General features: G+C 61.9%; 17 protein-coding genes. 4 read left to right on the forward strand and 13 right to left on the reverse strand.

What is annotated here, in order from left to right; genetic code table 11:
• The first annotated feature begins 21 nt into the window (after positions 1-21).
• Entirely contained in the window at positions 22-306 is a 285-nt protein-coding gene (locus K5K89_RS20685; RefSeq protein ID WP_058424671.1) for a pyrimidine/purine nucleoside phosphorylase, read from the forward strand.
• Positions 307-370: 64 nt separating this feature from the next.
• On the opposite strand, the gene K5K89_RS20690 is transcribed toward K5K89_RS20685, so the two are convergent.
• On the reverse strand, positions 371-1,177 hold the full coding sequence (locus tag K5K89_RS20690; protein ID WP_071489798.1) for an MOSC domain-containing protein: 807 nt from the start codon (positions 1,175-1,177) through the stop codon (positions 371-373).
• A gap of 39 nt (positions 1,178-1,216) precedes the next feature.
• Positions 1,217-2,152: a chemotaxis protein CheV gene (locus K5K89_RS20695; protein ID WP_092243082.1), complete on the reverse strand. Its 936-nt coding sequence runs from the start codon at positions 2,150-2,152 to the stop codon at positions 1,217-1,219.
• A 541-nt stretch (positions 2,153-2,693) separates the two neighbouring features.
• On the opposite strand from K5K89_RS20695, the gene K5K89_RS20700 reads away from it, so the two are divergent.
• From K5K89_RS20700 to K5K89_RS20710, 3 genes are all read left to right on the forward strand, one after another.
• On the forward strand, positions 2,694-3,143 hold the full coding sequence (locus K5K89_RS20700; RefSeq protein ID WP_173668591.1) for a hypothetical protein: 450 nt from the start codon (positions 2,694-2,696) through the stop codon (positions 3,141-3,143).
• 368 nt (positions 3,144-3,511) lie between these two features.
• Positions 3,512-4,405: a sensor histidine kinase gene (locus K5K89_RS20705; protein WP_071489800.1), complete on the forward strand. Its 894-nt coding sequence runs from the start codon at positions 3,512-3,514 to the stop codon at positions 4,403-4,405.
• Positions 4,402-5,061 carry a response regulator transcription factor gene (locus K5K89_RS20710; RefSeq protein WP_222540173.1) on the forward strand — a complete coding sequence of 220 codons (660 nt, stop codon included), beginning with the start codon at positions 4,402-4,404 and terminating at the stop codon, positions 5,059-5,061. Before K5K89_RS20705 ends, K5K89_RS20710 begins: the two co-directional genes overlap by 4 nt.
• Here the strand turns inward: K5K89_RS20710 and yegS are convergent.
• From yegS to K5K89_RS20765, 11 genes are all read right to left on the reverse strand, one after another.
• Positions 5,020-5,940 carry a lipid kinase YegS gene (yegS, locus tag K5K89_RS20715; protein WP_071489802.1) on the reverse strand — a complete coding sequence of 307 codons (921 nt, stop codon included), beginning with the start codon at positions 5,938-5,940 and terminating at the stop codon, positions 5,020-5,022. The genes K5K89_RS20710 and yegS overlap by 42 nt on opposite strands.
• Before the next feature lie 93 nt (positions 5,941-6,033).
• Positions 6,034-6,576 carry a hypothetical protein gene (locus K5K89_RS20720; protein ID WP_222540174.1) on the reverse strand — a complete coding sequence of 181 codons (543 nt, stop codon included), beginning with the start codon at positions 6,574-6,576 and terminating at the stop codon, positions 6,034-6,036.
• A 26-nt stretch (positions 6,577-6,602) separates the two neighbouring features.
• On the reverse strand, positions 6,603-6,929 hold the full coding sequence (locus K5K89_RS20725) for a hypothetical protein (protein ID WP_092243073.1): 327 nt from the start codon (positions 6,927-6,929) through the stop codon (positions 6,603-6,605).
• Positions 6,930-6,953: 24 nt separating this feature from the next.
• Positions 6,954-7,259, reverse strand: coding sequence for a hypothetical protein (locus tag K5K89_RS20730; RefSeq protein WP_071489805.1), 306 nt, complete (start codon positions 7,257-7,259; stop codon positions 6,954-6,956).
• An 11-nt stretch (positions 7,260-7,270) separates the two neighbouring features.
• A complete protein-coding gene (locus tag K5K89_RS20735) occupies positions 7,271-15,049 on the reverse strand; it encodes a hemagglutinin repeat-containing protein (protein ID WP_222540175.1) in 7,779 nt (2,592 codons plus the stop codon).
• 24 nt (positions 15,050-15,073) lie between these two features.
• Positions 15,074-15,595, reverse strand: a complete 522-nt coding sequence (locus tag K5K89_RS20740) for a toxin-activating lysine-acyltransferase (RefSeq protein WP_071489807.1) — start codon at positions 15,593-15,595, stop codon at positions 15,074-15,076.
• 11 nt (positions 15,596-15,606) lie between these two features.
• Positions 15,607-17,352, reverse strand: a complete 1,746-nt coding sequence (locus tag K5K89_RS20745; RefSeq protein ID WP_231999520.1) for a ShlB/FhaC/HecB family hemolysin secretion/activation protein — start codon at positions 17,350-17,352, stop codon at positions 15,607-15,609.
• 255 nt (positions 17,353-17,607) lie between these two features.
• Complete coding sequence (locus K5K89_RS20750; protein WP_071489809.1) at positions 17,608-18,000, reverse strand: DUF2802 domain-containing protein; 393 nt, start codon at positions 17,998-18,000, stop codon at positions 17,608-17,610.
• Positions 18,001-18,483 (reverse strand): chemotaxis protein CheW, encoded by a 483-nt coding sequence (locus K5K89_RS20755; RefSeq protein ID WP_010564003.1) that lies wholly within the window; start codon positions 18,481-18,483, stop codon positions 18,001-18,003.
• Between the two features lie 53 nt (positions 18,484-18,536).
• Entirely contained in the window at positions 18,537-19,313 is a 777-nt protein-coding gene (locus tag K5K89_RS20760) for a CheW domain-containing protein (RefSeq protein WP_222540176.1), read from the reverse strand.
• Complete coding sequence (locus K5K89_RS20765; RefSeq protein ID WP_016976611.1) at positions 19,313-20,101, reverse strand: ParA family protein; 789 nt, start codon at positions 20,099-20,101, stop codon at positions 19,313-19,315. Before K5K89_RS20765 ends, K5K89_RS20760 begins: the two co-directional genes overlap by 1 nt.
• Positions 20,102-20,126 lie beyond the last annotated feature (25 nt).

Raw genomic sequence — 20,126 nt, forward strand, 5'->3', positions numbered from 1 at the left:
CCCTTTTCCGAGGAATCGCCCATGTTCAAAGTCAACGAGTACTTCGACGGCACCGTCAAGTCGATCGCCTTCGGCACCGCAGAAGGTCCGGCGACCATCGGCGTCATGGCCCCGGGCGAATACGAATTCGGCACCGCCCAGCGTGAAATCATGCACGTGGTGTCCGGCGCCCTGACCGTCAAGCTGCCTGACGCCAGCGACTGGGAAACCTTCGCCGCCGGCAGCCAGTTCAACGTGCCGGCCAACAGCAAGTTCCAACTCAAGGTCGCCGTGGACACCGCTTACCTGTGCGAATACCGCGGCTAAGGGTTTCCCGGAAACAAAAAATGCCCGTTTCCTGAGAGACGGGCATTTTTATTCGCGTCGAACACTATTCGAGAATGGTCACCGGCATCCCGACTTCCAGGCGGCCAATGCCATCGTTGACCAGGTTCTGGCCGAAAATCGCGCCATTTTCAGTCTTGCGATAGGTCTCCAGCGTCGCGAAGGGTTCACGGTCGGCACTGCGTTCGCCGGTCTGCGGGTCGATGGTGGTGAGGATGCAGCGCGAGCAGGGCTTGACCGCACGGAATTCCACATCGCCGATGCGCAGGCGCTTCCAGTTATCTTCGGCGAAGGCGGCGCTGCCTTCGATCACCAGGTTGGGGCGAAACCGCAGCATCTCCATAGGCCGGCCGATGCGTTGCGAAAGGTCGTCCAGCGAAGCCTGGCCGATCACCAGCAGCGGGTAGCCATCGGCAAATGCGACCTGGTCATCGTCCCTGCCATAACCGGCTTCGGTGGTGCGGGCGCGTTCGAGGGGGATCTGCACCAGCCGCGTCGGCTTGCCGATAAAGTCACTGACCCAGGCCGCTGCCGCGTCGCCCGCGTCCGGCACCCGCAGGGTGTCGCGCCAGATGGTCACGCCGCGCAACTCGGCATTACCGCCCGGCAGTGCGACATCCAGCGGCGGGTAACCGGGCGAACTCAAGGTGAGCCCGCCTTTGCTGTTCCACAATGCCGACAATTGGCTCATCCTGGCCACGGCGCGTTGCGTGAGGAAGCGCCCACTGGCTTCATCCACCAGCATCCAGCGTCGATCCCCGTCCACCCCGAGCTTATCCAGGCCGACCTGCTGCAATATCTCGGCCTTGCCGGACTTCAAAGGGTAACGGTACAACGCGCTGAGACGAAGCATGGGCCTGCATTCCTGAGGGGCAAAGCCATAACCCTAAGGTCAAGCAGGCACTTCGTCCAGCATCAGACGCTGACGGACCACGTCCACCAGCTTGTCGGGCTGGAACTTGGACAGGAAATTGTCGCAGCCGACCTTCTTCACCATCGACTCGTTGAAGCTGCCCGACAGCGAGGTGTGCAATACCACGTAAAGACTGCGCAAACGCGGGTCATTGCGGATCTCGGTGGTGAGACGATAACCGTCCATCTCGGGCATTTCGGCGTCGGTAAAGATCATCAGCAACTTGTCGGTCATCACATGGCCAGCGTCGGCCCAGGCCTTGAGCATGTTCAAGGCCTTGAGGCCGTCACTGGCGATGTGCATCTTCACACCCAGCTGGCCGAGGGTGTCGCGCAGTTGAGACAGGGCTACGTTGGAATCATCCACCAGCAGCACTTCGCGGCCACGGGCACGCTCCAGCACCGGGTCTTCGAGTTTCTCGCGGGAAACCTTGGCGTTGTACGGCACGATCTCGGCCAGGACTTTTTCCACATCGATGATTTCCACCAGCTGGTCGTCGACCTTGCTGATGGCGGTGAGGTAATGCTGGCGCCCGGCACTGGTCGGTGGCGGCAGGATGGCCTCCCAGTTCATGTTGACGATGCGGTCCACACCGCCCACCAGGAAGGCCTGCACCGAGCGGTTGTACTCAGTGACGATGATGGTGCTGTTGGGGCCCGGCACCAGCGGGCGCATGCCGATGGCCTGGGACAGGTCGATCACCGGCAGGGTCTGGCCACGCAGGTTGACCACGCCGCATACAAACGGGTGGCGCTGGGGCATCAGGGTCAACTTGGGCAGTTGCAGCACTTCCTGCACCTTGAACACGTTGATCGCGAACAGTTGGCGCCCCGCCAGGCGAAACATGAGGATCTCCAGGCGATTCTCACCCACCAGTTGCGTGCGTTGATCTACCGTGTCGAGAATGCCGGCCATTAAAAGCTCCTGATGCGCTAAGGAATTTGTGCGGTTCACATAACGTGGGTTATCGGCGGCGAGTGCCAGACCTTGACCCCTGTAAAATGCCACGTAAATCCATTGATGTCACACTGACATCATGCTTTACTGCGCTGGCCTCTCCGTATGGCAATAAAGCGACGTTGCGCGACATTCAATTCGACGCAAGGTTCCGCTATGTAAGGGATTCCCCTACACGCAATCAGGCCCAACCTGATATTCGCAATATCTAATAGCCATTAATGTGACGCCATTCTCAATGCATGAATGGAGTCAGGCTTTTGTTTGCCATCCCAAGCCCTCGGCCCACGGGCCTTCCAGACATACAGATGTCGGCAATCGAAGGTACGCAATTGACCCCGCTCATGAGGGCAGCGCACAGCCGTTGCCGTCACTCTAATAAACGTCCTACTAAAAACTCAGAAGCCACCTACAGGTCCCAGTCATATTTCGGCGCTATTTTTAAGCCATTCACCCGGTGCGACATCTCATCACCCGACCTCATGTTGTGGAGACTTGTATGATGAACAGCGCAAATGAATGGCAGACCACACTTCCCGAGTTCCTGCTTGAAGCAGAAACGCTGCTGGCCAAGTCGCAAGAGTGCCTAAACCATCTGCATCTGATTCGTGACGACAGCGATGCCATCGACTGCATGAAGGCCAGCCTGGCCACACTCGCCGAAAAGGCCGACAGCCTGGCCCTGCAGGTGATCAGCGAATTCTCCCGGCATATCCAGTACGTGATCGCCAATGCGGCAAGCCCGATGCAACTGCATGACCAGGCGTTGGATGCACTGCACGCGTGCCTGACGTTGCTCGCGTGGCAACTGGAATTGATCGATGTGCGCACCGGCGAACTGAGTATGGACGAGAGTGAGCAGGCGACATTGATTGCAACCGTCACGCTTCAGATCCCGCAGAAGGATTTCACTTATAAACCGCAGCAGCGTGTACACCACGCCTCTTGAATGGATACCAAGTCGTATTCGAACCTGAAGTTATCCAAAAACGACACGGCTATTAATTGGCTGGAATTGAACCGCGCACACGAAGATATCAATTAGCTATTAACGGTAATAACGATACAACCAAACAGAAATAATATAACTCCCCACTTCATGAACTCTGGGAATACCGCCCGGAGTATTTGCGCGGTCAATAATCCGGTAAGGCACGGCACCAGGCGACCAACGGTAATAGTGGTGGTACTATGCCCCGCTCGAAGTGACTCAACTTCATCATGCATAAAAACGATTCGATAACGCATCCCAAACAGAGCCCCGTCAGCCCCAGTGACCGGGCTTCCCGCAGCGCACCCTCATTGGCTCCATCCGCTATGTACGCCAGCCTCAAGACACTCATCGCAAGGTCCGCGTCCCGCAGCAATGCACGCCGCTTGATCCTCGCCCTGTGCCTTGGCTCGCTGCTGCTGAGCCTGTGGGCCTATGCCAGTTCAGAACCGCTGCCGTTGCTGGTGATTGTGCTTAACCTGGCCACTCTCGTAGTGGTCGGCCTGCAACAATGGCGTTCACGCAAGTCCATCAAGTTCCAGCCCCAGGAACTGGCCGATCGCCTGTTGCAGGTACAGGAAAACGAACGCCATCGCCTCAGCCGTGAACTGCACGACGATATCGGCCAACTGCTCACCGCGGCCAAGCTGCAAAGCGAATGGCTCAAGCGTCGCCTGCCCGACGACCTGCAAAGCCAATGCACGGTGCTGTGCAACACCCTGAACGAAACCCTGGCCAAGGTGCGTGACGTTTCCGCCATCCTCAACCCTCGTCAGCTGGCCAGCCTGGGCCTGGAAGCCAGCCTGCGCGCGCACCTGCTCAAGACCCTGGAAAACACGCCGATTCACTGGAGCCTGGAATGCCAGCAACGGCTGACCGGAATCCCGGAAGAAATGGCGGTGGCGGCCTTCCGCATCACCCAGGAAGCGGTGACCAACATGCTGCGCCACGCCCAGGCGCAGAACCTGCTGGTACGCCTGCAACGTTTGCCCGAAGGCCTGTCGCTGACTATCCGCGATGACGGCCAGGGTTTTTCACCGGCCGTCAATCCCGGCCTGGAAGGCCAACGGGGCATGGCCGGCATGTCCGAGCGGATAGATCAGCTTGGCGGTACGTTGTCCGTCAGCAGCCAGCCAGGCAAAGGGACACGGATCGAAGCGCTTTTCCCCTGGGCGCCCCGCGCCCTCGAACGGGCCAGTTCCCCTAAGGTTCTCGAGTGAGCTGCAAATTACTCCTGGTGGATGACCATGCACTGATCCGGGCCGGCGTACGCGCGCTGGTCCAGGACATTCCCGGCTACACGGTGATCGGCGAAGCCAGCGATGGCGAGCAGTTGCTGGAGCAGTTCAGCGCCCTGCTGCCGGATATCGTGCTGCTGGACCTGTCGATGAAGCACACCGGCGGCCTGGACGCCTTGCAGCAGCTCAAGCGCGCCTACCCCAAGAGCAAAGTGCTGATCCTGTCGATGCACACCGACCCGGAACTGATCATGTGCGCGCTGGAGTCCGGCGCCCATGGCTACCTGCTCAAGGACACCACCGCCAACGAGTTGGAACACGCGCTACTGGCTTTGCGCAACAACGAGCGCTACCTGAGCCCGGCGATCGCCCACACCGTGATCAACCAGGCGCTGGTGCGCAGCCAGGGGCCCACCACTCCCGCCTGCCACAGCCACAACCTCACGGCGCGGCAGTTGGAGATCCTGCGCCTGATCGTGCGCGGCAAGTCCACCCGGGAAATCGCCCACGGCCTGGGCCTGAGCATCAAGACCGTGGAAGCCCACCGCTCGCAAATCATGAAGCGCCTGCAGATTTTCGACGTGGCCGGCCTGGTGCTATTCGCGGTGCGCGAGCAGATCATCAGCCTGGACGACTAGCGGCGACCCCACCGGCAAGTGCACGCGCAAGGCCTTGGGCAAGGCCTGGAAGTGCAGGTCATCGCCCTGCAGCGGCTCGCCATCCAGGTTGATATACAGGCCCTGTGCAACCTTGATGTTCACCCACGGCAGGCGCGCCCGGACGAACATGGTGTCCAGGCCCCAGCCGTTGTTCATCAACTCTCGCAAGGTGCCAACCACTTCCTGGGGCGCCGGCAGGATGCTGACGTCCAGCAGGCCATCGTCGGCCATGGCGCCTGGGCATAGCTCATGCCCACCGCCTGCCTGGCGACCGTTGCCAATGCCCAGCGCGAGCAACTCGCCTTTCCAATGAAAATCAGGGCCATCCAGCTCGGCGTAGGCAGCCTTCAACTCGCTGAACCGCGTCAAACCGGTGAACAGGTAGGCGGCGCCACCCAGGACTTTTTTCAAATCTTCGGAGGTGTTGGCGGTGACCTGGCTGCCGAAACCGCCGGTGGCCATATTGAGGAAGATCTGCCCACCGACCTGGCCCAGGTCGATGGCCCTGGGTGGCACGTCCAGCAGCGCCAGGGCCTGGTCAGGCTCCAACGGCACGCCGGCAGCCTTGGCGAAATCGTTGGCGGTGCCCAGGGGCATCAGCACCAGGCTGGCGTCGGTCTTGGCCTGGGCCATGGCTTCGGCTACATCGCGCAGGGTGCCATCACCGCCACCGGCGATAATGTGGGTGTAGCCGTCAGCCAGGGCTTCGTTGACCAGGCGCTGGGCGTCGCCGCCTTCCCAGGTGACCCGTACTGCCAACTCCCCACCCTGCTCGCGCCGGGCCTTCACGGCAGCGCGCACGTCCTCGTTGAGGGCTTGCTTGCCGTGGAGGATCAACAGTGCCTTGGGGCTGGTCATAGCGGGCTTACTCCTGGATTCAAAGGTGCATGAAGGATGTGGACCTTTGGCAACCGAAAAAAAGCCATGGGCAACGTAAATTAATTGGCCGCCCTAGAAATTGTCCATCGCGTTGCACATCGAGACTTTGCCCACCGGCGTCGGCTCGATCCGCACCCATTGCCTGCCGTCCGCCGGCAACTCGTCGAGCAGGAACGAACAATCCGCCGACATCGACGCCTGCACCATGTAGTCGCGCCCGGGCTTGGGCACAAAAGTCATGGTCTTGGCGCACTGGCGGGAGTATTGCAACCGCCCCAGGTAATGGAACGCGATCGGTTTGCCCGCTGGCACCACCAATTCGGACGTAACCGCCCCGGCCCACGAGTAGATCGGCCCGGGCATGCCGAGATTTTCGCCGTTGTGATCGGGGAAACCGCCTTTCACCGAGGCCATCACCCCGGCGCCCGGCACGTTCCAGTCCAGGCAGTCACGCCCCGGCACCGCGCGTACCAGGCCGTCGGTGACGACACGCACCCGGGCGGTCTCACCGCTTTGCGGCGGCACGTAGCCGGTGGACAGCGAACGGATGTTCGCCACCTGGCCGCAACCGCCCAGGGCCAGCAACACAACAGGTATCACCATTAACCTTTTCATCAGCCATCCTTTCGCATCGGGGGTGTTTACGGCTGGCGGCAATTCTGCTTGACCGACAGGTGCGGCGCCGGCTCGTAGCTCACGCGCTGCAAGCCATCAGCGTCCTGGAACAGGAAGTACTTGACGCGGCAGTCCTTGAACATCGCCGAATAACCCTCGGCGCGAAAGCCCTGGCCATCGACCTGCTTGGTCACAGTGTTGTTGCGGCTGACCACGGCGAGCACCTGCTGGTAGCTGTCGCCCATATTCACCCCCGGCTCGCCAGTGACGGCGGCCGACGAGGCGCAACCGCCCAGAGTGGTTGCCGCCAGCACCCATGCGGCGCCGTACAGTCCTTTGCGTAGATCGATCATTCCTTGGTTCCTTTTAGTGATGGATTAGCGGCGGCCTTCGCACACCGGCGATTCGCCGATGCGGCCTTCCTTGCACAGGTCCAGATTGTCCTTGCGGGTAAAACCTGCATCCTTCATGCAGTAGAAGCGCGTCAGCACCACATCAATTGGCGACTTGTCTCCCACACCATCAAGGTTGGTGTACCCGCAAGCACGCATTGCTTCGTCGACGCCCTGCTGGGAGACCCCCTTCTTTTTCCATTGGGTGTAGGACCCAGGCGGAGGCTGGAAGGGCGTACACGCGCCGAGTGCCAAAAGGCACAGACTCAACATGACGGTAATCTTGAACATATTCGGATTCCTCATGATTGCGGGACCTTGACGAACTCTGGCTTGCCCGTGGGGGAGTGGCTCCAGTATTTGCGGCACGCTTCTCCGCCATTGGCGTAGCAGTTATGCACGGTGTTCTCAGCACCAAATACCTTCAACCACTCCCACAAGCGATTACTGCCATCGGGAATGTTGCCGCCAGTCCCCGGGTTGAACCCTACGCCCGGTGTGCGGGCAACGGGGTCGAAGTCATGGTTCTGATACTGCAAGATCAACCCGTCGCGCTGTTCCGCCGAGGTGATTTTTGTACGGTCCTGCAATATCCCCAATAGCGTATCGGCCTTATTCACCCCATACGCCGCCCCGAAGAAGTTCATCGATGTATCACCCAACAGCCCAACGTTCGCTTGATCACGTACCAACGACTCCATGGCATTGCCCGTGGTCATGGTGCCACGGCTATGCCCGTCGATATGCAACCCGCTCTGACCGAACTGGACCATGTATTCCTTGGTCTGCACCGTCGCGTTGGACAGGCCCCAGAAATCGTTTTCCAGGTTCTTCTGATACGCCGCGATCATCAACTCCGACGTGAAGTTGTTGGCCTTCTCGAAATGGATCAGATACTGCGGCCCAGTGTCGGCCGAACTGTGTTGCTCGGCATATTTGGCGGCACCGTCGGCGTCGTTGAAAATGCCGTTGTTGGCGATATGTACCTTGCCGTCCGGGCCAGGCTTGAGGTGCTGCTTTTCTTCGTCGCTCAACTCGCGGTACTGAACCTTCTTGCCATCGAGCAGCAGTGCCTTGCCATTCTCGTCCTTCAAGACCTCATACACCCGCGCCTTCTCGATAAAGATCTTGCGATACGCCTCATCCGCCAGCAGCGACACCTGGTTGTAGAACTCACGCTTGATCTCCTGCTCTGCCTCGACCTTGCGCCCCATCTCCGCCACGTCCAGGCGCTCCACGGCAGCATGGGCAGCCTCGGTATTGCGGTTGAGGTTGGCAATCGTCTGGTCGACGCTCATGCCCGCCACCACGCGCTGGCGCTCGGCATTGGTGATGACCAGGGTGCCAGCGCTGATCGCGCTGCGGGTGTCGCTGGAGTCGGAATCGGAGTCCGAGCCGTTGGCGAGGCTGTTGGCGAGCAGCGCCTTGGCCGTGCCGAGCTTGCCGTCGAGCATGTCCGAATTGAGTTCCACCCCGGAAGTCTTGACGCTGGCTTCGGACACGTTATGGATGTCGGCCACGGTCAATGTGCCGGTGGTCAGGTTGTTCTTGCCGTCGGTAATGGCCTTGTCGGAACTGGCGATCACGCCGCCCTTGAGGTCGGTGTTGCCACGCACGTTGAGGTCGAAACCACCGTCGCCGGCGCGGATGCCCGATTGCTCGATGACGCTGGCGAAGTTGGACTTCTGCTGGGTATTGCTGGAGCTGAAGCTGGCCGTCGCCGCACCCGCGCACACCGGCGGGATGCAGATGCTGATGCCGGCACTCACGCTCTTCTGTTTGGAGGCAAATGTGCTGGTGTCTTGCAGGCTCTCGATGTTCAGGTCGCCGCCGACATCGGCCTTGACCTTGTCGGCCGAGACCACCGCTCCGCGCAGGGTGGTGTCCTTGCCGGAGATCAGGCTGGCCTGGTTGCCTGCTGTCACGTGGGTGTTGCTCCACACCAGGTCGTTGCCATCGGCATTGCCGCGGCTCTGGGAGGCTGAAGCGTTGAAACTCAGGCCGTTTTTCTCGCTGCCGAAAGAGATACCAATCCCCAGGCTGCCGTTCACGCTCTTATTGGTGCTGTGCTGCTCGATGGTGTTCTGCGCACCCGCCAACAGGATATTGCCGTCGGCCTTGAGCAACGCATCGTTGCCGGCAGTGATCTGGCTGCCCTGCACGGTCAGGTCGTTGTTGCGCTTGCCGCCGGTAGCCACAATCGACACATCGTGCCCCGCCGCCACCGTCGAGCCGGCCGCTGTGTTGGAAGTCTGCTCGCTTTTGTTCTCGCTCTTGTTCATGCCCAGGGCGATGCTCAAGTTGATCCCGCCCGCCGCTGCCGGGTCGGCCATCACCTGGGTATGGGCTTCGCTGGCGGCCCACGCGGTGTTCAGCGCGGCGAGGGTTTTCATGCGCTTGTCGTCGGTGCGCTCGGCGGCCTTGTTCATGCGCTGGCCGGTTTGCACCGCGTTCACGACCGGGTTGGTCAGGGTCAGGCTCACGCCGGTCTGCTTGAAGCGCTGCTCCTGCTGCTGCGCGGCGAGGTTGCGCGCTTCGAGGATATTGACCTCGGATGCGTCAATCGACACATCACCCTTGGGCGCACTCACATTGCTGCCAACCTGGCGGTATTCGCCGCCCGCGCTGATCAGCACATTGCCGTCGGTGGCGCCGACACTGCTGGCGGCGGCCGTGGTCTGCTGGCTGCTGTCCTTGTTGGTCTGCTGCTGCGAGCCGATGGTGACGGCAATCGCGCCGCCGCTGAACATGCCGCTGGTCTTCACGTCCTTGGTGTGTTTCTCGTCGAGCGTCTCGGTACCCGCCAATACCTTGATGTCATTGCCCGCCACCAGCGCCGTGCCCGAGGTCGAGACCACGTTGCTGCCGGTGAGGGTGATGTTGTTGCCCGCCTGCACCACCGCTTGCTCGCCGCTGAAGGTCGAGCCTTGCGCGGTGGTCTGGGCGACCGTATCGCGGGTGGTGGTGGTCTTGCTGGAGAACAGGCCGTTGCTGCCCTTGACCTTGTGCGCCTCGTCCGCACTGTTCAAGCGCTCGCCGGCCTCGACGTTGATGTCGCGCACCGCGCTGACCGACACCGCGCCCGCGTCACTGTTGACCAGCGCACCGCGTGCCTGCACGTCACGCCCGGCGCCCAGGCGGATATCGCCGTTGGCCTGCACCGAACTGCCGACCTCATTGCGCCCGGCTTCCTTGCGCCAGTTGTCGCCGTCCCACTGGTTGGCCTGGGTGTAGGACTCTTTCACGGTGCTCAAGGTGACGTCGTTGCCCGCCACCAGCGCGGTCTTGCCGCCCACGCCGGTGTTGCTGACCTGAGCCGCTTGCAGGTTGATGTCATTGCCCGCCGTGGCAATCAGGTTCGCCGCCGGGGCCGACACGTACAGCCCGGCCACCCGCGACAACGCGGTGCGGGTGCCCTGCTCGCTGGCGCTGTCGGTGGTGATCGAGCGCACGTTGATGTCATTGCCGGCGCTCAACGCCAGGCGACTGTTGGCGCTGATCAGGCCGCCGATGTTGTTCAGGTCCTGGCTGGCATTGAGCGACACATCGTTGCCCTGGATGCGGCCGCCGAGATTGTTGAGGTTCTGCACGCTGATGGTCACACCGTCGCGCCCGGCCAGGCTGCCCGAGTTGACCAGGTCACCGCGCACATCCAGATTCAAGGTGCGCCCGGCCATCAACGCGCCCGAGCCGTCCACATCGCCTTCGCGAACCCGCACATACACTTGCGGCACCAGCACCTGGCGCACTTCGCCGCTGGCCAGGGTGACGTCCCTGGACACCAGCCACACGATATCGCTGGTCAACTGCGCCATTTGCCCGGCGGTCAGCGCCACGCCCGGGATCAGTTTCCACTGCTCGGCCAGGGTGATGGCGTTGTCGATCATGCCGCGATATTGCGCTTCGTCGCTGGCGTAACCATCGACAAACCGGCGCCCCGTGAGTTGCGCGACTTGTTCGCGGATCAGCTTCTGCTCGTAGAAGCCGTCGCCCAACCGTTGCTGGGTGGCGGCCGGATCGAGGTTCAGGCGGTCGAGCATATAGTCCGACGACAACCACCGACCGTAATTGGTAAAACGCGGATCCGTCTCCACCAGATAGCCAGCCGTACTGTTGGGGTTGGTGCGGAACAGACTGCTGTCCGGCAGGTCGGGGTTGAACCCGCCGGTACGGATCTGCTCCACCGCGCCTGCACCGTTCTGTTGGGTCAATGCCTGCACCTGGCTGATCGGGCTGACGGTGTGGGTTCTGCCCGCACCGGCAAGCTCACCGGTACCGCGGGTGGTATCGCCGACGTTGGCCATTACCCGCGCACCCACCTGTGTGCCGCTGCCATTGATGGTCGCGTATTCGGTAAATACCGTCGGTCTGAGGGCGATCTGCTCGATCAAGGGCGCAGGCTTATAAGCCGTGACGCTGGTCCCCTGGCGATCACGCCCCTTGCGTTGGATGCGATAGAAGTTGGTCAGGGTACCACTGTCGGTGGTAATCCGTTCGCCGGTCACTTCGGTGTTGTCCACACGGCCCACACTGGCCGTCAGGGCCTGGCCGGCGATGATCCGGCTTTTGTCGTTGAGCAGGTGGTCGGCAGTCAGGTTGATGGCGCCACCTGCGAGCATTTGCCCAGGGTCGGAACTGACGATCCGGGTCTCGGTCACCGTGCGGTCGTAGTTATAGAGGTTCCAACGATCCTTGCGCCCTTCCGGGGTCACCAGGTACCGCACCTCATCCTTGTAGGTCGATATCTGCGAAGGCGTATAGCGGTTGGTCGAGCCCGACAGTTGGTATTCCTGCAGTGCCTCATTGGAGACGAGTACCCGCTCGGTGGCGAAATGTTCATTGGTGTTGCTGATGAGCCGGGCATTGGCACTCAGGCTGCCCAGCGCTTCAATCGTGGCGCTGGCATTGCTCAGCGCCTGGGCCTGGCCGGTGGCGTGGTCATCGACATCCAGTGTGCTACCGATCACCAGGTCGCCGGCACTGAAGATCAAGCCGTGCTCACGGTTATCGAGAGTCTGGCTGGCGATATCCAGGCGGTTGCGTGCGGCGATGGTGGCTGCCGTCGAACCTTCCACGCTGTTCATGACGTTGGTGGCGGCAATCGACAAGTGATCACCGTATATACGCCCCGTGCCGAGGTTGTTCAGGTTCGCGGCGCTCAGGCGCGTGGCCTCGCCATCGATCAGGCCGCGGTTGTCGAGTTGATTGAGCGCATTGACCCGGACCCGGCGGGCACTGATCGAACCGCTGGCGGTGTTGTCGAGTGCGCTGGCGTTGAGCCGCAACCCATCGCCCGCCTGGAAACTACCCTGGTTGGTCAAAAGCCCAGCCGTTTCTACAGACAGGTTGCCATTGGCCTGGAACAGGCCGGTGTTGACGAAATCATGGCTCAGCTTGAACGCCAGGTCTCTCAGGCTCAGGGCTTTACCGCTGCCACTGTAGCTGGCGCTGTCGACCTGCAGCGACTGGCCCGCAATCAGCGTGCCCGTGCCGTTATTCAAGGCCTGGCGCTTCTGCGCAAGGTCGCGGTCAGTCACGCTCAGCACGCTGCCGGCCGAGATAATGCCCTGGTCGTTATCCAGCGCACCGCTGCCCGTGATGCTCAACGCCGCATCGGCAACCAGCGAGCCGCCACGGTTATCGAGGGTATCGACGTTCATCTCGACGCCCAGGCCCTTGATGCCCTGGTTGGCCCCCTGGGTCGAACGGTTATCCGCACTGGCGGCAGTCAGCAACAGATGACCATCGGCACGCAACAGACCCGACTGGTTGCTCACCTGTCCGGCGTCAACAGCCAGACTGCCGGCGCTACCGATAAACCCTTGGTCATTGATCAACTGGCCGGTACGCACCGTGACGTCACGCTGCCCAAGAATGCCGCCGGTGCTACCGGAATTGCGGTTGCTGAGTTGCTGGCCATGGGTATCCACCCACAGGTTCGACTTGGCTTGCACGATGCCGCCGTCGTTGTTCAGTACACCACTATCGAGTGTCAGCGTATCGCTGGCGTCGAGGGTGCCCTGGGCGTTGTCCAGTCGCTGGCCTTGCGTATCCAGCAGCAGTTGGGCCCCCGTGATGACGCCGCCTGTGTTGTTCAAACCTTGTGCGTTGAGGGTCAAGGCTTTGGCGGCCTCAAGGCGGCCGCCACGGTTATCGAGCACGGCAGCATCGCTGTCGAGGATCAGGTCGCCCGCCACCGAGCCCAGGGTGCCGCCCTGGTTCAACAGGCTGTTGGCCCTGACTGTCAGGGTTTGGACGGCGGCGACGGTGCCCTTGGCGTTGTTCAATTGTGCGGCGTTGATATCCAGCACACCGCCCGCCGTGACCTGCCCGCGCTGGTTATCGAGGTTGCCGCCGTTGAGGGATAGATTCGCGGCGGTCACCAGCTTGCCGTTGCTGTTATCCAGCGCATCCTGTGCCGTTATGTACAGGTCACCGCCATCACCGGACTGCACCAGGCCATCCGCGTTGCCCAGGGTCTTGGCGCTCACATCAAGGCGACCACCGCTGGACAGGATGCCGCCATGGTTGTCCAGATTGCGCGCGAGGGTCACCCGCATGCCCGCCTTGCCGGTCTGCACCCACTTCCCGGCGACGTTGGACATATCCATGGCGACGATGCCGATATGCGCCGCGCCCACCTGTGCAGCATCGCTGAACAAGGTTTGACTGGCATTGGCCGTCAGCGATTGAGCGGCAGTGACGTGGCTGCGGCGCAGGTCCAGATGGCCAGCGGTGCTGTTCAGTTCGACCGTGCCAGCCGATGTCTGGCTGTCACTCAGGTCGACCTGGGCGGCAGTGGCCTTCATGGTTTGCGCCGCCAGGTTCTGGCCCTTGGCCGTGAGGGTGCCGGCCGCCGTCAGGGTCAGCGAACCGCTGCTGCCCAATTTACCCGTGCTGTCTACACCTGCGGCGAGTGCAGAGCCGGCATCGCTGCGAATCGCCGAATTCGCGCCTTTGGCGCTCAGGCGGGTATCGCCCTGGGCAGACACGATGCCCTTGTTGTCGATATTGCCCGCCGTCTCCAAGGCCAGGTTACCCTGGGCGAACAGCGTGCCGTTGTTATCGATGCCTTTGTCGGCCTGAGCGGTCAGGTGCGTGGCGCTGCTGATCTGGCCCTGGTTCTCGATACGCCCATCGCTGCCGATGACCACTTCACCGGCACTGGAACCAATCTGCCCGGCATTGCGTACACCGACACCAGCGCCGGTGCCTACCAGGGTGATCTTGCCGGCGTACATGCCCCCCAACTGTGCCACGTCGATGGCCACGGCGGGGGCGTCGGCCGGGTTCTGGCCTGCTGCGCCGGTCTTGATAGTCAAGTCTTTGGACCAGATGCCCGCGTTCACTTCGACCGTGCGCGCGATGATCTCGGTGTAGTCGGCGCGAGTGGCGTCAAGGCCCGCGCCGCCGATGCTGACCTTGCCCCCAGAGACTTGATAGCCGGTAATCAAACCGTTCTCGAACTGCGCCCGCCCGGTAGTCAGCGTCGCGCGGTCAGCGTTGATAAAACCGCAGCCATCGCAGGCGATTCCGGAGGGGTTGGCAATCACTACCTGGGCCTTGGAACCCGCCACTTCGACAAAACCGCGCAACTGGCTGGGGTTGCTCGAATTGACCTCGTTGAGAATCACCCGTGCGCTGCCGTTGGCCAGCGCGCGGTTGCCTTCGACCCAGCCGCCCAGTTGGGTCTGGCTGTTGGTGACGGCGTTATTGAGGATCACGCCGCGCTTGTCGACGTCGAACTGCTGGTAAGTGTTGCGCGATACGCCTGCCCCGCTTGGCGTGGTGATGTTGACCACAGGCGCCCCGTTGCCCGCCGCGCCGATGCTCGGGCGTTGGCCTGCGGGGGCCGAACCGTCAGCCACAACCTGGGCCTGGGCCGGCATGACCAGCGCAACCCAGCCCATGCCCACCATCAGCGCAAAGCGCAAGGGCGTGAGTGTGGCCACGGCACCGCCGGCCCGGCCAACGCTACCCGTGGTGCCGGGTGCCTTGCTGGCACTCTTGACGTTTTCCGCCACGACCATCAACAGGCCGCGAGCCTTGTTAAACACAATTCGATATAGCTGCTTATTCATGCAAATCCCTTGCGCGGTGGCTGATCAGAGCGCGTGAAGAGGTAACGGGTGGCTGGCAAACCAGGCTTGCGCCTCCAGGTCGAGCACGGCGATGCCCTGGAAATCGATGACGCGCAAACCGCGTTCTTCGCCCTTGTGGTACAGCGCACGGAAGATCCTTCCAGGCCACAGGCGACGGCGCAGCAAACTGCTGACGCGCCGGGTGTGACCAAACGGCGCGACCCAGTCGTTGATCCACAGGCGGTCGCCACTGTCCCAGTCCGCCGCCGGCAGGCACACCGCAGGTTCGCGCAGATAGCGCGCCTCGGCCTCGGCACTGAGGTTCAACCACGACATGAAAAACACCGGCTGCCCGGCTTCACTGATCAAGATGAACTGGCGCCGCTTGATCGCCGGCAACAACAAGGTCGACAGGCTGTGCAACGGCGCATCGCGATGGGCCGCCGAGTGCATCCACAGCCACACCGCCGAGCCCAGCACCTGGGCTTCGTCGATGGCGCTGTCGGCGCGCTCGGGAGCAAGCACCTCCAAGGTGTCGTGATGCATGCTGGGCTCCTTCAAAACGACCAGTTGGCGCTGAAGCCACTGGTCACGTCGGCGGTCTGGAAGCCCTTGGGTTTTTCCAGGGGTTTGCCGGTGTAAATGTCATAGGAAAATTGCTTGTAGCCCCCGCGCAGGCCCACCACCGCACCAGCCAGGCGCCGGCCTGAAAGGTACTGGGTGGAATGCCCGCCGACTTCGCCGTAATCCACGCCCAGGTACAGTTCCTGGCCGGTGTTGGCCAGGCTCAGGCCCAGGTCGTTGCTGAACGTCCAGCCGCGTTCGGCCGACAGGATCTGCTCGCCGTCGAAGCCGCGCACGGTGTAGCGCCCGCCAATTGAAAAGCGGTCCTGGGGGATCAACGGTGTACGGTTCCACTGCCCGCGCCAGCCAGCGACGTAACGCAGACGTTGATCCGACAGGGTGAACGGCACCTGCAATTGCGCGTTGGCGGTGATGATCTGCGAACGCGAGGTGCCTTCGCCGTTTTCCTCTTCAGGCGCACGCAGCGCATCACGGGCACCGGTACCACGGCGATAACCGACACCGAGGTCGAGGGTGTTGGCGCCGATGAATTCACGGTGATTGATCCCGGCCTGCCAACCGGCCATGCGGCGACGTTGCAGTTCGATTTCGGTGTCTTCGATGTAGTTGCTGGACGTACGACTCCAGCCACCAACCGACACAGTGGTCTTGCGCACCGCGTCGCGGTAGATCACCCGTGACAGCTGCACCTCGTTGGTCCGGCTGCGGCCACTGTAGGAATAGGCCTGGTTCACCCCGGCAATCGTCTGGTGGTAGTCATACTCGCTGGACGTCAGGCTCAGTTGCCAATAGTCGTAGGGCACCGAGTAGTGCACGGTGTGGCCTTTCGAACCACGGTCACCGCTCTGACCGCCGCCCAGGTCGTGGTTGAAACTGATGTAGAACAGGTCATTGAGGGTCGCCAGGTTATCCAGCGACAGAGCGACGTTGCCCTGATACTTACCGGTCTGCTTGCTGCCGGAGTCATCCACCGACAGGCTTACGCGTACTGGAATCGCCTGCTTCCAGGCAATCACGACATCACTCTCCCCCGGCTGTGCATCCGCGCCCTCGGCTGGCGTGATCTGCACATCGGCTTCGGCGGTGGGCACGCGTTTGAAGTTTTCCAGCGCCTGTTCGATGTCGCGCAGGTTGAGCACATCGCCAGGCGACGCGGGCATGGCGTTCCAATAGTTGGCGCGCGTGGAGGTGCCCGGTGCAAAACGGATGTGCTTGATGCGTCCGGGCACCAGCACCAGCGCCAGCGTGCCCTGGTTCAAGTCCTGGGGCTGGGCGAGGACGCGAGTGGTGATGAAGCCCTTGGCGATGATCGCGTTCTGGATGCGCTTCATCGTCAGGTTGATCCCGGCGGAGCCGACGCATTGCCCCTGCACCGGATCGTCGCTCGGGTTGGCGGCACGCAAGGCCCACTGGAAATCTTCGGACTGGTCGCCGCCAAGGACCACACGGTCGATCTTGAAGCACGGCGTTTCGTTGCGCGGCAGACGCAGAGTGCCGGAGCTGTCTTGCGGAGTTTCGAGACGGACGTCGGGGGACGGTTCCAACTGCTCGCGCTGGGCACGTTCACGTTGTTGTTGCAGGAGCAATTGCTGGGCAGGCGCTTGAGGCTCAGCGGCCAGTGTCGCTGCACTGGCAAGCAAACCGACAAGGGAGCAGGTGGCGACGCAAGACTGCAGCAAAACAGAGGGTTTTGTTCTAGGTAAAGCGTCGAAAGACATTTCGCATCCTTGTGAGTGAAACTTCCTACATGCGCAGGTTGGTCACCACAAAGACATAAAAGTGCCATCAGGGTGTATGGCCCTGTGACACATTTCGCAAAAAAAGACCGCCCTGGACACCTTCATTTTTTTCTTGAAGGCTCTACTTCAAGGCTTTTAGGGTATCTCAGCGAATTTGCCAACAATTCGTTTTTGTACTGTTTTGTTGTAGAAGGGCTCAGCCCCCCTGCAAGTTTATGGCGGTACGACCAGACATCAGCTCTTGTGCAGCTTGCTCATCAACTGCGCCTCAGCCTGGGTCAAGCCGCAAGACTGCGTCAATTCATCCACCGTAGCCCCCATGCCCACCAGCTTCGCCGCCTGGGCAAACGAAAGGCTCGAAGGGTCGCGTTGCTCGATCTGCGCCAGCTTGTCCGGCAACGGTGCAAGAATGGCGCGCAATTCGTGCACCTCATCCCCCACCCTCACCGCACTCTGCTGGTAATGATCGACCCGCTTGACCAACTCCAGGATGCGGCGGTCACGCACCGCATCACGCTCGGCCTGTTGCAACAACAGTTCGCGCTGCTGGCTCACATGGCGCAGCAGAAATGCCAACGTCCCGGCCCACAACAGGGCCAGGACGATCACCGCAGCCTCAAGGAACAATCAGATACTCTCCAGTTCCGACCACTCTTCTTCGCTCATCATCTTGTCCAGCTCAACCAGAATCAGCAGTTCGCCGTTCTTGTTGCACACGCCCTGGATGAACTTGGCGGATTCTTCGTTACCCACGTTCGGCGCGGTTTCCACTTCCGATTGGCGCAGGTAGACCACTTCGGCCACGCTGTCGACCATGATCCCGACCACTTGCTTGTCGGCCTCGATGATGACGATACGCGTGTTGTCGTTGACCTCGGTCGGTACCAGGCCGAAACGCTGGCGGGTGTCGATCACCGTCACCACGTTGCCGCGCAGGTTGATGATGCCCAGCACGTAGCTCGGCGCACCCGGTACCGGGGCGATTTCGGTGTAGCGCAGCACTTCCTGCACGCGCATCACGTTAATGCCGTAGGACTCGTTGTCCAGTTTGAAGGTTACCCATTGCAGGATCGGATCATCCAAACCTTGTGCGGACGCTGACTTGTTCATACCCCTGACCCCTTCAAGATTGGCCACGCACCAGCGTGGACCTTATTGTTCAATCAACTGCGTTTAGTAACCGGCATCGTTTTGACGGCACCACTGGCGATCAACTCGGCCAGTTCGGCGACGTCGAGCAACGCGCACATGTGTTCGATCACGGTGCCCGCCAGCCAAGGCCGTTGGCCCCGGTGGCTGCGCCATTTGATTTCGTTCGGGTCCAGGCGCAACGAGCGGCTGACTTGATGCACCGCCAGCCCCCACTCGTAGCCCTGCACCGAGATCACGTATTGCAAGCCCTGGCGGAAGTCGTCGCGGTAGCGATCGGGCATGACCCAGCGCGCGGTATCCAGCACCTTCAGGTTGCCGGCCTGGCTCGGCAGGATGCCGAGGAACCACTCCGGCTGCCCGAACAGCGGCGTCAGTTCCTGACCTTCCAGGGAATAGATCGAGCCCAGGCACACCAGCGGCACCGCCAGCGTCAAGCCGGCGACGTCGAACAACAGGCATTCGAACGGCTCGGCGGCCCAGCTCGGGCGATCATCACCGGTGACCGGCGGCGGTGTGATGCTCGGCGGCAGGTGCACTTCCACCACCGGCTCGACCACTGCCGGGATCGCCACGGCCGGCATAATCGGCACCACGACCTGCGCATCCCGGGCTTGTTCTTCCAACACCGCCAACTGGAATTCATCCAGCGCGGCTTCTGGCTCGACAGCAGGCTCCAGTACCAGGATCGGTTCCGGCATGGCTTCCTCGGTCGCGTCCTGCAGCAGGGCATCCAGGTAGGATTCCAGTGCCAGTTGCGGCCGGGTCTTGAGTTCGACGGGACGGTTCATCACGCCACCTGCGCCACAAGCTGCTGGGACAGCAGGTGTTTGAGCAACGCGCGGTAGGCCAGTACGCCACGGCTTTTCGGGTCGAACTGCGACGGCGCCAGGCCGGCGCGGCTGGCGTCACGCAGGCGCGTGTCCACCGGGATATAGCCGTTCCAGATGGTGTCAGGGTAGGCATCGCGCAATACGCGCAGGGTGCCGAGGGACGCCTGGGTGCGGCGGTCGAACAGGGTCGGCACGATACTGAACGGCAGCGCCTGTTTGCGCGAGCGGTTGATCATCGCCAGGGTGCTGACCATGCGCTCCAGGCCTTTGACGGCCAAATGCTCGGTCTGCACCGGGATCACCAGTTGCTGGCTGGCCGCCAGGGCGTTGACCATCAGCACGCCGAGCAACGGCGGGCTGTCGATGATCGCGTAGTCGAAGTCCTGCCACAGTTGCGCCAGGGTCTTGGCGATCACCAGGCCCAGGCCGCTCTGCCCCGGCGACTGGCGCTCCAGGGTGGCCAGCGCGGTGCTGGACGGCAGCAGCGAAATGCTTTCGTTACTGGTGGGCAACAACAGTTGCCCGGGCAGATCGGCCGGCACACTGCCCTTGTGCAGGAACAGGTCGTAGTTGCTGTGTTCCAGCGCATCCGGGTCGTAGCCGAAATAGCTGGTCATGGAGCCGTGAGGGTCCAGGTCCACCACGACCACACGCTTGCCCGCCTCGGCCAGCAAGCCGGCTAAGGCGATGGAGGTGGTGGTCTTGCCGACTCCACCTTTTTGATTGGCAACTGCCCAGACTCTCATTCGGTTGGTTCCTCCCGGCAGGCAC

The organism is Pseudomonas sp. DR208 (assembly GCF_019823005.1).
GTDB classification, from domain to species: domain Bacteria; phylum Pseudomonadota; class Gammaproteobacteria; order Pseudomonadales; family Pseudomonadaceae; genus Aquipseudomonas; species Aquipseudomonas extremorientalis.